At 70.8% G+C, this 14,583-nt stretch carries 14 protein-coding genes; 4 read left to right on the forward strand and 10 right to left on the reverse strand.

Translation table 11 applies throughout. The features are described 5' to 3' along the window. The coding region (locus DSZ44_RS12600) for a transposase (protein ID WP_181424633.1) at positions 1-223 on the reverse strand (223 nt) is incomplete at its 3' end. A 169-nt stretch (positions 224-392) separates the two neighbouring features. Here DSZ44_RS12600 and DSZ44_RS12605 point away from each other — a divergent pair. Beyond that, a complete protein-coding gene (locus DSZ44_RS12605) occupies positions 393-809 on the forward strand; it encodes a hypothetical protein (protein ID WP_146237543.1) in 417 nt (138 codons plus the stop codon). Between the two features lie 953 nt (positions 810-1,762). Further along, positions 1,763-1,990 carry a hypothetical protein gene (locus DSZ44_RS18090; RefSeq protein WP_146237544.1) on the forward strand — a complete coding sequence of 76 codons (228 nt, stop codon included), beginning with the start codon at positions 1,763-1,765 and terminating at the stop codon, positions 1,988-1,990. A 174-nt stretch (positions 1,991-2,164) separates the two neighbouring features. Here the strand turns inward: DSZ44_RS18090 and DSZ44_RS12615 are convergent, their stop codons facing one another. Beyond that, positions 2,165-3,511, reverse strand: a complete 1,347-nt coding sequence (locus tag DSZ44_RS12615) for an FUSC family protein (protein ID WP_258369477.1) — start codon at positions 3,509-3,511, stop codon at positions 2,165-2,167. A gap of 145 nt (positions 3,512-3,656) precedes the next feature. Between DSZ44_RS12615 and DSZ44_RS12620 the strand changes: the two genes are divergently transcribed. Continuing rightward, positions 3,657-4,490, forward strand: a complete 834-nt coding sequence (locus DSZ44_RS12620) for a class I SAM-dependent methyltransferase (protein ID WP_110853089.1) — start codon at positions 3,657-3,659, stop codon at positions 4,488-4,490. A gap of 28 nt (positions 4,491-4,518) precedes the next feature. Here DSZ44_RS12620 and dop read toward each other — a convergent pair whose 3' ends face one another. The 6 genes from dop to DSZ44_RS12650 form a co-directional block, all read right to left on the reverse strand. Then, a complete protein-coding gene (gene dop / locus DSZ44_RS12625) occupies positions 4,519-6,096 on the reverse strand; it encodes a depupylase/deamidase Dop (RefSeq protein WP_110852995.1) in 1,578 nt (525 codons plus the stop codon). A 13-nt stretch (positions 6,097-6,109) separates the two neighbouring features. Further along, complete coding sequence (gene arc / locus DSZ44_RS12630; RefSeq protein WP_110852996.1) at positions 6,110-7,747, reverse strand: proteasome ATPase; 1,638 nt, start codon at positions 7,745-7,747, stop codon at positions 6,110-6,112. A gap of 68 nt (positions 7,748-7,815) precedes the next feature. Next, positions 7,816-8,817: a tRNA (adenine-N1)-methyltransferase gene (locus DSZ44_RS12635; protein ID WP_110853090.1), complete on the reverse strand. Its 1,002-nt coding sequence runs from the start codon at positions 8,815-8,817 to the stop codon at positions 7,816-7,818. Between the two features lie 116 nt (positions 8,818-8,933). Then, the gene (locus DSZ44_RS12640; RefSeq protein ID WP_110852997.1) at positions 8,934-9,215 is read right to left on the reverse strand and encodes a DUF2277 domain-containing protein; all 282 of its coding nucleotides are present in this window, start codon (positions 9,213-9,215) and stop codon (positions 8,934-8,936) included. Positions 9,216-9,254: 39 nt separating this feature from the next. Continuing rightward, positions 9,255-9,692 (reverse strand): MmcQ/YjbR family DNA-binding protein, encoded by a 438-nt coding sequence (locus DSZ44_RS12645; RefSeq protein ID WP_110852998.1) that lies wholly within the window; start codon positions 9,690-9,692, stop codon positions 9,255-9,257. A 57-nt stretch (positions 9,693-9,749) separates the two neighbouring features. Continuing rightward, the gene (locus DSZ44_RS12650) at positions 9,750-10,874 is read right to left on the reverse strand and encodes a site-2 protease family protein (RefSeq protein WP_110852999.1); all 1,125 of its coding nucleotides are present in this window, start codon (positions 10,872-10,874) and stop codon (positions 9,750-9,752) included. Between the two features lie 87 nt (positions 10,875-10,961). Here DSZ44_RS12650 and DSZ44_RS12655 point away from each other — a divergent pair, with 87 nt between their 5' ends. After that, entirely contained in the window at positions 10,962-11,879 is a 918-nt protein-coding gene (locus DSZ44_RS12655) for a RecB family exonuclease (RefSeq protein ID WP_110853000.1), read from the forward strand. 21 nt (positions 11,880-11,900) lie between these two features. Here the strand turns inward: DSZ44_RS12655 and DSZ44_RS12660 are convergent, their stop codons facing one another. Both DSZ44_RS12660 and DSZ44_RS18095 read right to left on the reverse strand, forming a co-directional pair. Next, positions 11,901-12,722 carry an aldo/keto reductase gene (locus DSZ44_RS12660; RefSeq protein ID WP_110853001.1) on the reverse strand — a complete coding sequence of 274 codons (822 nt, stop codon included), beginning with the start codon at positions 12,720-12,722 and terminating at the stop codon, positions 11,901-11,903. A 198-nt stretch (positions 12,723-12,920) separates the two neighbouring features. Continuing rightward, positions 12,921-14,420: a hypothetical protein gene (locus DSZ44_RS18095; RefSeq protein WP_146237545.1), complete on the reverse strand. Its 1,500-nt coding sequence runs from the start codon at positions 14,418-14,420 to the stop codon at positions 12,921-12,923. Positions 14,421-14,583: the final 163 nt, after the last annotated feature.

The raw sequence follows: 14,583 nt of genomic DNA on the forward strand, positions 1-14,583 counted from the left end.
TGGTCCCGACGCGGGTGTCCAGGTCGCGGTGGCGGTAGCCGTTGCGCTGGGCGACACGGCTCGGGGTCTGGCGCCCGTACTCGGCGCCCACGACCGCGTCGGCATCGGCAGAGAGCAGCGCGTTGATCACGGTCTGCAGCAGTGAGCGCATCAGATCGGGGCTGGCCTCGGCCAGGGCTTCACCGAGCAGGCCGGCAGGGTCGACAATGTGAGGAGCGGTCATCGTGATGACTCCGTTCGAGGGTGCTGTGAGAGGTTCACTCGAAGGATCACGCGGTGGCCGCGTCTACGTCTACAACGACGACGAGCTCGACGACCGCGCTACACCACTATCGGGGACTCAACTCTGGGTCATGATGTGGTAACGACGACACAGCGCAATCCTGCTGGGTTTGATCGTGCTCTCGGGATGCACCTCAAGCAGTGATGCAGAGGATGACCGAATACCGACGACCGTCGAGTGCGTGCTCTCCTATCGCGCAGACGCGGGCGATGCGGCCAGCGAGGAACAGGACACGGTTGAGGTGGAGCGTGTCAGCGGCCCAGAAGGTACTACTGGATCTGTCACCTTCCGCGAGGGCACCCCCGAGGAGCTCACCTTTGAGGTCACCTACCGATCCACCACCTCCGACGCCCAGGTGTGGACCACAGTGAGCGGTGAGGACGACCTCGTCCGGCAGTACATCACCGAGTTCGGCGAATCCACCAACCTCCATATCGACCCGTATGGCGAGGAGGGATTCACAGGGATCGAGGAAACGACCCACCGGGGAGCTCTTCTCCGGCACTACTGCCAAGGAGCGGCATAAGGCGATGCGTCATCGGGCGATTGGCTTACGGGACGCTTCGTCACGGTGCTGTCGGCGCTAGGTCACGTGCTGATCGGCGACAGCGCCGTACGGCACCGACGGTGCCCGCCCTTACGGCAACTATGGTGGCAGACTCGACCTTATGCCGAGGCTTCACTCCGGCTCCGGGCCACCCGATCTTCGTCTGCTTCTAGCAAGTCGCCTAACGTCCACATCAAGAGCGCCCCCACCGCACCCATGACTAGTGCTGTGGGGACAAGGGAGCCATCGAAGATGAAAACTGACACCATCGTGGCAATCCCCGACGCTGCATAGGTACCAACCAGGCGAGTCGGCGAGACTGCTGCGCGCCGCCGTCGATCGCTGAGCCAGACCATCAGTGGAAGCACCGCAAGGACCACTGCGGCAACCACAACCAGTGCGGCCAGAAGCAGTCCCTCCCCTGGCCCGCTCAGGGCCACGGTAAGTGCCGCCCCGGTAGCGACGACATACAGGGTGACGATCGCCTGCCTCATCCTTGGAACCTGCCCGCCTCGGATTGCTTCACGGCTCTCACGTCGCAGGGTAAGGCCCCGATTCCGCACCCAGCGGCGTTGCATCGTTCTCTGGGACCCTACCCAGAGGGTTGTGAGGTACGCAACAGGTGTAGCGCTACGGTCCACCGCAGGATCCGTCCGCGGGACTCCGTCACAGCGCTTCGGCAGCCGCGCGGTGGCTGTCACCCGGGCGGCGCTCCCCCGGGATTCGCGCCGCCGGCGGCCGGATCGTCTTCATCTCCTCGACGGGCGCCCGGGCCCCGGTGACGAGGAGGGCGCCTCCGCCTCCTGCGCGTCCACGGCCACCCTCGAGGCACTGGCGGACGTGCTCAGGGTCGAGCTCCGGCCCTGGCACATCGCTGTGTCCGTCGTCGAAGCGGGCCCGACCGACACGGCCCGTGGCGCGAGATCCAGTCGATGCTCGCCGCCATGGAGGACGGCATGACGGGCGCCTACCGCGAGCTGTACGCCCAGCACATCAGCGGCATGCTCAAGCTCGTGGGCGCGCTCCAGACCCGCACCGTCCAGCCCGACGTCGGCGCCCATGAACGCGGCCCTGCCCACGCGGGTCAACGACGCCGTCGGCGCACGCCTCCTCGGCCTGCGATGGCCGTGGCCGGACGCGGACTGATCCCCTCGCCGTGAGCGGGGCATTCGGCCGTGGCGGCCGCGCAGCTCCTCGAGCAGCGTGGCGACGTCCGGGCTCCACCGGACGCTGGTCGATGCTGCGCTCGGGGCGCACGGCGGACCGCTCGAGGCCGAGCACGGCCACTCTCGGGTCGTCCCCGCCGATACCGTCGCGGTGGCGCGTCGGCAGCTCTACTCCCGACGCCGCCCCGGGCGTCGGTCCGTGCCTCGCCGCAGGGCGAGGCGGGCGGTTCGCGAGACGTGGGCAGGGCGGGCGGCGAGCGAGCGAAGGCGGTCGGCCGACTGCGCCATGAGGATGTCGCGGGTGAGCACACTGCCTGGGCGGGATGCGCGTGCCTTGCGCGACTGACGCTGCATCCGGAGCCGGGCACGGTCCTCCAGCCTCATCGGGTCCAGCACCTGGTCGACCGCAGAGAGGATCGAGCCGCGCAGCAGCCAGAGGTCGGTCTCCTCACGCGGGTCGACCAGGAGCAGCTCGGTGAGGACCGCCCGCGCCTCGCCCGCGACGCCCAGCGTCTCGGCCAGCTGCCGCTCGACCTCTGCCTCCGAGTTCTCGGCCTCGGCCTCGATGAGCGCGCCGAAGGCGTCGAGGCAGTCCGCGACGTGACCGAGCAGGACAGCGAACGCGGGGCGGACCTGCTCGCCATAGCCGTCGTCGGGCGTCTCATGCTCGGGAGCCTCGGTGAACATGGTCGCGAAGAGGGCACGGATCGCGAGCAAGGAGCGATCGAGGGAGCTCAGGCCCGCCCGCAGGACCGGTTCCACCTCAGGGGCGCCGATCGCCCGGGGGTTGAGCCGGCGCAGGTCGGTGACCGCGTTGATCGCTGCCTCCGTGCGCTCCACGGTCTGAGCGATGACGCGTGCCTCGTCAAGCCAAGCTCCCACCGCGCCCTTGGTGACCGGGCTCTGGGTCATCGACGAGGCCGCTGCCCGCAGGCAGGCAGCCTGCCTGCCCGCGACGTTGCGCACGTCGGTCACCGCGGCCCGGACGGGAACCGGCGGCGGCAGGAGCACGTTGAACGTCATCCCCACGCCCGCACCGATGAGGGTCGTGAGCACGCGGGTCTCCGCCGCGATCTCCTGTCCGCCCGTGCCCAGGATGAGCATCGCGCTGATCGCTGTCTCGAGTCTCTGGTCGCCGAGACGCAGGACCGCAGCCAGCAGCAGCGCCAGGGCGACCGCCGCGCCAAGGGTCCACCAGCTCAGGCCCACCCACGAGGTCAGCGTGACCGCGATCAGCACACCGGTCAGGACGGCCCCCACCCGGACCACGCCCATCTGCAGACTCGCCGCCGCAGACGCCTGCACCACCAGGAGAGCGGTGAGCGCACCCGTCAGGTCGACAGGACCCTCGATGAGCCACACCGTCAGCAGATAGGCGACGACCGAGGCGGTCGTCAGCCGGGCCACCCACACCAGCAGCGGGCGCACCGGCCGGGGCAGAAACCGGGACGCCGCGAGCAGACCGGGACGGAACCGGCGCAGCGTCACGCGCCGCTTGCGGGCAGACTCGGGCAAGGCAACTCCCACGACGCTGGTCGGAGGGTGCCAGCCTATACAAGCCGACGGTCACCTGGCGCGGCGTGCTCGAGCTCGTGTCCACGCCGACAAGCAGGCGTGTCGTGAGACAGCAGGACTCGGCGAAGCCGGGATGATCATCGATGTGACTGCCCGAGACCGAGCTCGCGTCCGTGACTACTACGACCGGTTCGCGGACGGCGAGCACGACCGTCTGTCGGTCGACATCGCGGGGCGGGTCAGCGTCGAGGTGCACCGCCGTTTCCTGGCACGCTTCGTCACCCACGGGCAACGGGTCCTCGAGATCGGCGCCGGGCCCGGCCGGTTCACCACGGAGCTCGCCGACCACGGCTGCTCGGTGGTCGTCACCGACATCTCTCCCGTGCAGCTCGAGCTCAACCGCGCGCACCTCGCCGGGACGCGGTCGGAGTCGGCGGTGCAACGCCGCGAGCTCCTCGACGTCTGCGACACCAGCAGGTACGCCGACGGTGAGTTCGACGTCGTCCTCGCGTTCGGTGGCCCGCTCTCCTACGCGTTCGAGGACACCGAGGCGGCCCTGCGTGGCCTGCTCCGGATCACCAGGCCGGGTGGCACCGTCGTCGCCTCCGTCATGTCGATGCTCGGCACCTGGCGCCACCAGCTTCCCGGGGTCGTGCAGCTGGCCGCTGCCGTCGGCGAGGACGTCAACGACGCGGTCCTTCGCACGGGCGACCTCAGGCACGTTCCGGGCGCCGACCACGTCTGCCAGATGTTCCGAGCCCGGGACATCGACCGGCTCGCCGTCGCAGCGGGCGGCAGGCTCCTCGCCATGAGTGCGAGCAACTGGGCGTCGTTGGGCAACGACGACGTGCTGGGCCCCGTGGAAGCCGACCCGGACCGGTGGTCGCGCTTCCTGCGACACGAGGTCGACGCGTGCTCCGAGCCCGGCGCCGCGGACGGTGGCACGCACATCCTCTTCGCCCTCACCCACGAACGCTGAGCCACGCCAGGAGCATGCGTGAGAGCGTTCAGCCGTGGCGGCGGCGCAGCTCCTCGAGAAGCGTGGTGACGTCGGCGCTGGCGTCCAGCGCCTCCCCCACGTGCTCGCGGCTCCCACGCGCGGGCTCGGCCATGGGCAGGCGCACGAGGTGCTCCTCGCCGGGGACGTCGAGGACCACCGACTCCCACCCGGCAGCGGCCACGCCGGCGCCGTAGCGACGGATCGTCTCCCCGCGGAACCACGCCCGCGTGTCGGTGGGCGCGGCGTGCACCGCCTCGGCGACCTCCTCCGGGCTGACGACGAGCTCGACGGCGCCGGACGCGGCGAGGCGCTGGTAGATGCTGCGCTCGGGGCGCACGTCGGACCACTGGAGGTCGAGCGCGGCCAGCCGCGGGTCGTCCCAGCCGATGCCGTCGCGCCGGCGCATGCCCTCGAGCAGTCGGATCTTGGCCACCCACTCCACCTCGGCGGCGCAGGACATCGGGTCCTCGCCCAGCCGGGTGAGCAGGGACTCCCAGCGGTCCAGGACGTCGCGCGTCTCGCCGTCGACGTCCTCGCCGAGGGCGTCGCGGATGACGTCGAGGTAGACCCGCTGGATCTCCAGCGCCGTCATCTGCCGCCCGTCCGCGAGGGTCAGCCGGTGGGTGAGCGTCGTGTCGTGGCTGACAAGCCGCGTCTCGGCCACGGCGTCGTCCAGTGCCATCGCGTCCAGGGCCAGCGGCACCGCGTCCTGCTCGAGCAGCCACAGCACGAGGGAGGTCGTGGCGAGCTTGAGCCAGGTCGCCACCTCGAGGAGGTTGGCGTCCCCGACGATGACGTGCAGCCGCCGGTAGCGTGACGCGTCGGCGTGCGGCTCGTCGCGGGTGTTGATGATGGGCCGGTTGAAGGTCGTCTCGAGGCCGACGTCGTTCTCGATGTAGTCGGCCCGCTGGGACAGCTGGAAACCCGGCACCTCCGAGCGCTGCCCCAGGCCCACCCGGCCGGCGCCCGTGAACACCTGCCGGGTGACGAGGAAGGGCGTGAGGTAGCGGACGACGTCCCCGAAGGGCACCTCCCGGTCCATGAGGTAGTTCTCGTGGGTCCCGTAGGACTGGCCCTTGCCGTCGACGTTGTTCTTGTACAGCGCCACGTCCGGCATGGCGGGCTCGGCGGCCAGCGCGGCGGCCGCGCGGCGCATGACCTCCTCCCCCGCCCGGTCCCACCGCACCGCGTCGCGCGGGCCGGTGACCTCGGGGCTGGAGTACTCGGGGTGGGCGTGGTCGACGTACAGCCGCGCGCCGTTGGTCAGGACGAGCGACGTCGCCGCGGAGGCCGGCTCGTCCGCGCCCGGGCGACGGCGGTGGAAGCGTCCCAGCGCCGCGGCCCGCTCGGCCGGGGAGTCGGTGAGCTGGTCGGGGTGCGCGGCGGCGCGGTCGAGCCGGAAGCCGCGGGCGTCGGCCAGCGGGTCCTCCCCCTCGTAGTCCCACCGCGCCGTCGCGCCCTCGCCCAGCGTCTGCGCGTAGGCGACGACGACGGCGGCCGACAGCGCCATCGGGTTGGCCATCGGCTGCCCGGGCTGCAGGACCCCGTACTCGGTCTCGATGCCCATCATCCGGTGCACGGTCATCGGCCCGCTCCGCTCACAGGTAGTCGCGGGTCTCCACGACCCGCGTCGGCTCGGCGCCCTCGGCCGCGCCCGAACCGCCGAGGGTGCGCATGAAGACGATGCGCTCGCCCTTCTTGCCGGCCACCCGGGCCCAGTCGTCGGGGTTGGTCGTCGAGGGCAGGTCCTCGTTCTCGCGCATCTCGGCGGCGTACCCGGCGAGCAGGTGCGCGGTGCGCAGGCCGCGCTCGCCGGTGGCGATGAGGTCCTTGATCGCCGCCTTCTTCGCGCGGTCGACGATGTTCGCCATCATCGCCCCGGAGGCGAAGTCCTTGAAGTACAGGACCTCCTTGTCGCCGCTGGCGTAGGTGACCTCGAGGAAGCGGTTGTCGTGGGTGGTCGAGTAGAGGCGCTCGACGACGGCCTCGCCCATCGCGGCCACCGCGCCGGCGGCGTCGCCGTGGCGCTCGACCTCCTCGGGGTGGATGGGGAGGTCGGGGGTGAGGTACTTGGCGAGGATCTGGCGGGCACCGTCGGCGTCGGGACGCTCGATCTTGATCTTCACGTCGAGTCGGCCGGGGCGCAGGATCGCCGGGTCGATCATGTCCTCGCGGTTGGAGGCGCCGATGATGACGACGTTCTCGAGCTTCTCCACGCCGTCGATCTCGCTGAGCAGCTGCGGCACGATCGTCGTCTCGACGTCGCTGGACACGCCGGTGCCGCGGGTGCGGAACAGGGAGTCCATCTCGTCGAAGAAGACGACGACGGGCAGCCCGAGGGCCGCCTTCTCCCGGGCACGCGCGAAGATGACGCGGATCTGGCGCTCGGTCTCCCCGACGTACTTGTTGAGGAGCTCGGGGCCCTTGACGTTGATGAAGTAGCTGCCGGGACGGTGCCCGTCACCCTGGCCCGCGGCAGTGGCCAGCGAGGTGGCCACCGCCTTGGCGATGAGGGTCTTGCCGCAGCCGGGCGGGCCGTACAGCAGGACGCCCTTGGGCGGCTTGAGGCCGTGCTCGCGGTACAGCTCGGGGTGGAGGAACGGCAGCTCGACGGCGTCACGGATCTGCTCGATCTGGGTGCCGAGCCCGCCGATGTCGCCGTAGTCGACGTCCGGTGTCTCCTCCAGGAGGAGGTCCTCGACCTCCGAGCGCTCGACGTGCTCGAGCGCGAAGCCGCTGCGCAGGTCCGCCAGCACGGTGTCCCCCACCCGCACGCCGGCAGCGGCGAGGGGCGCCGACAGACGCAGCACGCGCTCGTCGTCGGAACGGGCGACGACGAGCACGCGGGCATCGTCGACGACCTCCTTGACGGCGACGAGCTCGCCGGTGTCCTCGAAGCCGCCCGGCTGGACGGCGACGAGGGACTCGTTGAGGCGCACGTGCTGGCCGGCGCGCAGCGTGCCCAGCGGCAGCGACGGCGCGACGGCCACGCGCAGCCGGCGTCCGGAGGACAGCACCTCGAGCTCGCGCTCGGCGACGTGGACCGACAGGACGGTGGCGATGCTGGCGGGCGGGCGGGAGAGGGCGTCGAGCTGCTCCTGCAGGGTGGCGAGCTGGTCGCGGGCGCCCTGGAGCGCGGTGGCGAGCCGTTCGTTCTTTGTCGCCAGGCTGATCGCCTGCTGCTCCAGCTCGCGCACGCGGTTCGCGCGGAAGTCGTCCATCCCAGCCTCGGCCATGTCGGCCCCTTCCCTGCTCGGCACCGCCCCCACGGTAGGTCACCCACCGTGGGGACCGCAGGCGCGGGTCAGAGGGTGGGCGGCTCGGCCTCGTCCCGGCCGTCGTCCTCGGCCCGGGGGGCGTCCCCGCCGTGTCCGGTGGCGCGCAGCTGCTCGGCGCGGTCCTGGTCGCGGCGCACGCGGCGCAGCTTCTTGTCCGAGACGGTGCGCTCACCGAGGTCCTCGGCCCAGTCCTCCTCCACCGGGTAGGCACCCTTGGCGGGGCGACGCTTGCGCAGCGGCGGCGTGACACCCGGGGCCATGCGCCGTGTGGTGACGAGGAAGCCGGTGTGGCCGACCATGCGGTGGTCCGGACGCACCGCCAGGCCCTCGAGGTGCCAGCCGCGCAGGAGCGTCTCCCACGCGCGCGGCTCGGTGAACTGCTCGGTGGCCTTGGCGTCCTCGACGAAGCGGGAGAGCTGGGTGGTCGAGGCGACGTAGGCGATGAGGACGCCGCCGGGGGCGAGCGCGTCGGCCGCGACGGCGAGGTTCTCCCAGGGGGCGAGCATGTCGAGGACGATGCGGTCCACGGACCCGGGTTCGACGGCGGTCGGCAGCACCTCGGCCAGGTCGCCCACGACGACCTCCCACGCGGGGTGGTCCTCGCCGAACCAGGCACGGGCGTTGGACCGCGCGATCTCGGCGAAGTCTGCACGGCGCTCCACGGAGAGCAGCCGGCCCTGCGGTCCGACGGCCTGGAGCAGCGACATGCTCAGCGCGCCGGACCCGACTCCCGCCTCGACCACTCGCGCGCCGGGGAAGATGTCGGCCATCGCGACGATCTGCGAGGCGTCCTTGGGATAGATGACGGCGGCGCCGCGCGGCATCGACAGGACGTGGTCGGCCAGCAGCGGGCGCAGCACGAGGTACTCGACCCCGCCGGTGGTGGCGGCGACGACGCCCTCGTCGCCGCCGATGATCGCGTCGTGTCGCAGGTAGCCGCGGTGCGTCTGGAAGGTGGCCTGCGGGTCGAGGGTGATGGTGTGCAGGCGCCCCTTCGGGTCGGTCAGCTGCACCCGCTCCCCGATCATCAGAGGGCCGCGGCGGCGGGCGGGGCCGAGCGGGAGGTCGGTGGCGGGTTCGGAAGTCACGGTCGACGAGTCTACGGGCCCTACTTTCTCCCGCCGTCCGGCCCCGCGCCCGGCCGTCAGGCGGGCTGCTGCTCGGCGAAGCGGCGCCGGCTGCGCTCGCGCGCCTTGGCGGCCTCGACCTCGCGGTCCTTGGGCGGGGCGTGGGTGACGAGCGAGTCGAGCAGCTCGCGGGTGGCGGCGGCGACGTGCTCGACAGCGTGCTCGAAAGCCTCGGCGTTGGCCTGCGAGGGCTTGGTCATGCCGGCGACCTTGCGCACGTACTGCAGCGCAGCGGCGTGGACCTCGTCGTCCGCCGCGGGCGGCGCGAAGTTGTGCAGGGGACGGATGTTGCGGCACATGTCTCCAGGGTGGCACCGCGCGGGGCCGGCGGGAAGACCTCAGGCGCCCCCTCTCCCGGCCGGTCCGCCGTCCTCGTCCAGGCGCCGCACGAGACGCGGGCCGGCCACCTGCCGGTAGGAGCCGTCGAGGAGCTCGGCGACCTCCTGCCAGTCGACCTCCTCCGGGGCGACGGCGGCGAGGTCGAGGCCCACCCAGCCGAAAGGCCCGTAGTACGCGGGGACGAAGGCGCGCGGGTCCTCCTGGAGCGCGGCGAGCTCCTCCTCCCCGTCGGGGAGGACGATGAGCCCGTGGTCGTAGCGCCGCCGTGTGTCCTGCGGCCCCTTCGTGCCCCCGCCGTAGATCGCGAACATCTTGCGCGCCCGGAAGGTGGGGCGCCCGAAGGTCTCGACCTCCGTCGCGGCAGGGAAGCCGAGCGCGAGGGGGCGCAGGCGGGCCAGGTAGGGATCGTCGTCGTCGTACATCCGCGGGTGCGGCACTGTCACCACCTCCTCATGACGGGAGGGTAGGACCGGGCACCGACATCGCGGGCCGGTTCACCGCGACGCGCGGCGCAGTGCCTCCTCGAGGCGGTCGATGGACAGCAGCCCGACGACCCCGGCCGGCCCGTCGACGAGGACGACGAGGGGGCTCGTGCGGGCGGCGCGGGCGGCCGCGCCCACGCCGTCGGCGCCCGTGAGCTCGGTGACGACGCTCTCGGCCGGCAGCACCGAGGCGACGGCGGACAGCGGCGTGGTGGGACGGGCGTGCGACGGGACCTGGGCGAGGACCGAGGGGTCGACGAGGCCGCTCACCCGGCCGCCGTCGTCGAGGAGGACGACGCGCTGCTGCCCCACCGTGTCGGCCGCCGCGACGGGGGCGGAGGCGGGCAGCGCGAGGGCGGGCTCGGCGATGAGCCGCAGGTCGATGTGGGCGGCGTTGCGGCGGGCGCGGGCGAGGTTGACGGCCTGGCTCGAGGCGGTCCACAGGTAGCCGGCGAGCAGCGCCACCCACAGGACGGTGAAGATCGTCGGGCGCACGCCGACCATGAGGGGCCTGCCGATCCCGACGACGACGACGAGGACGGCGACGACGCGCCCGCCCCACCCGGCGACGCTCGTCCCGGTGAGCCGGTCCCCCGTCACCTTCCAGACGACGGCCTCGAGGATGCGGCCGCCGTCGAGCGGGTAGCCGGGGAGCAGGTTGAAGACGGCGACGACGGTGTTGCTCAGTGCGGCGATCTGCCACACGACCGAGGCGAGCGGCGAGTCGACCAGTCCGATCGCGCCCCAGGAGAGCAGCGCGAGGACGGCGTTGGCGAGGGGGCCGACGACGGAGACGAGCGCGGACGCGCCGGGGCTGCGCATGTCGGAGGTGAACTGGGTGTGCCCGCCCCACAGGGTGAGGACGTACTCGCGCGGCGGGGACCCGACGGCGTGGCCCGCCATGCCGTGGGCGAGCTCGTGGGCAAGCACGCCGATGAGCAGCATGAGCGGGACGCTCGCCGCGGCCAGGACGGTGGCGGCGGTCCCGGCGCCGGGCACCACCCGCGTGATCGTCGGTGCCACGAGGACCCCGAGGACCACGGCCATGACGAACCAGGACGGGGCGAAGACGACGGGGACTCCCCTGACGTGCCCGATCACCCAGCCCGAGGAGGTGCGCTCACCCAGCCGTGCCATTCCTGCACCTTATGTCCCCGCGCGACGTTGCCCACAGCGTGCGCGGGCCTCCCCGGCCGTGTCGGACCCCCGGCATACAGTGGCGGCATGGCAGTGAGCAGCACCGAGTCCCCCGCCCAGGCCGCCCCCGCGGCGGAGCCGGCGGAGCTGCGCCCGGTGGCCCTGTCGCCCTCGCGCGCCAAGGACTTCATGCAGTGCCCGCTGCTGTTCCGCTTCCGTCTCGTCGACCGGCTTCCCGAGCCGCCGAGTCCCGCCGCGGTCAAGGGCACCCTCGTGCACAGCGTGCTCGAGCGGCTCTACGACCTGCCCGCCGCGCGCCGGGACCCGGCCGCTGGCGTCGGGCTGCTCGCCCCCGCGTGGGAGGAGCTGCGCACCGAGCGGCCCGAGGTCGAGGAGATGTTCGGGACCCCGGAGGAGCTGCAGGCGTGGCTCGTGTCCGCGCGCGAGCTCGTCGAGCGGTACTTCCAGGTGGAGAACCCGCAGCGGCTGGAGCCGGCGGAGCGGGAGAAGCTGCTCGAGGTCGAGCTGGGCTCGGGCATCATGCTGCGCGGCTTCGTCGACCGGATGGACGTCGCACCGAACGGTGCCGTGCGGGTGGTCGACTACAAGACCGGCCGCTCCCCACGGCCGCAGTACGCCGCGGACGCCCTGTTCCAGATGCGCTTCTACGGCCTCATGCTGTGGCGCCTCACCGGCACCCCGCCGCGCCGCCTCCAGCTCGTCTACCTGGCCGACGGTCAGGTCCTTTCGCTCGACCCCACGGAGAACGAGCTGCTCGCCACGGAGGACCAGGTGGAGTCGATCTGGGCCGCCATCACCCGCGCCGCGCAGACCGGGGACTTCCGCCCGCGCGTGTCGCGGCTGTGCGACTGGTGCAGCTTCCGCGACCTGTGCCCCTCCTTCGGCGGCACGCCGCCGCAGCCGCCGCAGGAGGGCATGGACCGGCTCCTCGCCGCCGTCGGGCGCACGGCCGGGGCGGTTCCCACGGGGGTGGCGACGGCGTAGCGCCGCCTCCACGCTCGCCGGTCAGCTGACGGTCGCGGGGTCCCCGCCGATGCGCTCACCGGCGTCGAGGGCGTCGATGGCGGCGAGCTGGTCCTCGTCGAGCTCGAACCCGAAGAGGTCGATGTTCTCGCGCACCCGCTCGGGCGTGACCGACTTGGGGATGACGATGCGCCCGCGCTGCACGTGCCACCGCAGGACGACCTGGGCCGGGGTGACACCGAGCGCCGCGGCGGTCCGGGTGACCTCCGCCTTGTCCAGCGCCGCACCCTGACCGAGCGGCGAGTAGGCCTCGACGGCGATCCCGGCGCGCTCGGACGCCTCGCTCACGGCGCGGTTCTGGAAGCCGGGGTGCACCTCGACCTGGTTGACCGCCGGGACGACGTCGGCCTCCGCACGCAGGCGGTCCAGGTGCTCGGGCAGGAAGTTCGACACGCCGATGGCCCGTACCGCGCCGTCGGCCTGCAGCTTCTCCAGCACCTTCCAGGCCTCGACGTAGCGGTCCCTGCTCGGCAGCGGCCAGTGGACGAGGTAGAGGTCGACGACGTCGAGGCGCAGCGCCCGGCTGGAGGCGGCGAAGGCGGCAAGGGTCTCTCCCCGGCCGTGGTCGTCGTTGCTGAGCTTCGTCGTGACGAACACCTCCTCGCGCGGCAGGCCGACAGCACGCAGCGCGGCGCCCACGCCCTCCTCATTGCGGTACGCGGCCGCGGTGTCGATGTGCCGGTAGCCCGCCTCGAGGGCAGTCTCGACGGCGCGCTGGGTCTCCTCGACCGGCACCTGGAACACGCCGAAGCCGAGCTGCGGGATGCGGACGCCGCTGTTGAGGGTGACGACGGGAACGGTCATGGGTCCCCCTGGACTGTCGGGCGCGCGGCTCTCCGGCCGCGACGTGGCACGTCCGTCAGTGTCAGCCCGGCGAGCCTTTTCGGCATGCCGGGCCCGAATCGTGGCGCGATCCCGCCATAGAGCACCGGACATCAGCCCTGACACCCTGACCGACACGCACACCTTCCAAGCCGGTCCACCACGGATGTCGACGGGCAGTCAACGCCTCACATCTGCGCTCAAGATTCGGCGAAGCCGCTCTGGATTGTCGAGTACGTCGAGAAGGTACAGCCACCCGAGTAGCCCAAGATCGTGCGGCACTGCCCCGTCGTGAATCGCCACCATCCTTGAAACCTCGCTCCGCTGGGCCGCGCCTCCCCGGACCGTAGTGAACCCGTGAGTGGCGTCGCGCAACATATCCACATACTTTGCGGTGGCTGGGACGATACCCATAGCGGTGCCGTCTTGCCTTAACCGCACTTTTCCGTCAGCTTCGCGCAGGAAGAATCCATCTTGCAGCTTCCGAAGCGCTTCAACCCCGCGCCGCGCTGCAGGGAGCAGGAGTTCCTGTGCTGCCTGCGGGATCGACGACTGGAGTTTCCTTAATACCGCTTGCGCGTGGTCATAGTCCGCCATCTTCGAGAGAATCCACCGATTCAGGGTGGTAAGCGTATCCATCACGGTAAAGAAAGCTGGGCGGCGCGCATGCGTGTCATGATGGGCCAGGAGGATCGAGTTCACCCTTCGAAAAACCTGTTCCACACTTAGTAGGTTCTGCAAGGCAGCGATCGGCTCATACTCCCCGCCGGGCCCCTCGAACACCTGGGGGTCTGTTAGCACCGCAAATAGCGCGTCCAACCTCTCCGCCCACCAGGAAATGGCGGCGGCTGGCACTTCAGGCGATCCAAACGGGCGGAGTGCCGTAGGCGCGTCTGGCCCTACGCTTGAGAGCATCCGGAGCAGTTCATTGGGCACAGGCGCCGTTCCTGGGAGATGCTGCCCGAAAGATACAATCAACGTGCCATGCATCCGGGTGACCGTGAACCCCCATACGGCGGGACTAATCGCAGCCATCAATGGCGCAATGTATGCATCCATACCATAGACACCGTCGCCCAAGCCGCCGGACGAAGAGAAAATTCTTCGACCACTCTCGTGGTCGGCTAGAGCTTCACTTACATCACCAGCCGCGAGCCGCTCGTCGTGGCGTAATCTGACAAGTACTGATATGAGTTTCACACGGTGAACGAGCCGCCTAGATCGACTGATCGTATGCACGGCCGCATGCGGGATCGCTTCGACATAGCCAGAGCTCACGGCAGGATCGCGCAAGTTAGCGACCGCGGCCTCGCACGCAGCCGGCAATCCATCCGCTCTGGCGAGCGTGAGGTCGAGCCGGAGAAGCTGCAGGAACGTTGGCAGGTCAATCGGCTCCACGCGCTCCGGCACGAGGCCACTTTCCATCAGTTCACGGAGGATGGGCTCTTCTAACTTAGGGTCAGCGACATCGGCTAAGGAATGGAATCCCGCCTGCTTGCGACCTCGCCAATCTATAACCTCGGCCTCATTAACTAGGGAAGCACGACGACGGCGTAGATAGGCCTCTTCCGTTTGAATACGGAGGCCTTGTCCGCCGTCTCGTGCCCGCAGTCCGGCAATCTTCAAGAACTCAAGGGGCTCGCCGCCCCACAGCCACTGCGGAAGCACTGTGGTCACCATAGGACCACCTTGGCACAGGGCCGCTCCTCAAGCCCCAGTTAGCCATGGCGCGAAGGCCAGCGTGGACGGAGTGCGCGCGATGCCGCGGGCAGATCCCGACCCTTGTCGAATTCGTGCCACCTTCCTCGCCTACGGGAAGTAGGAGGTAGACAGATGGGGACTA

This window comes from Georgenia satyanarayanai (genome assembly GCF_900116375.1).
GTDB lineage: Bacteria > Actinomycetota > Actinomycetes > Actinomycetales > Actinomycetaceae > Oceanitalea > Oceanitalea nanhaiensis.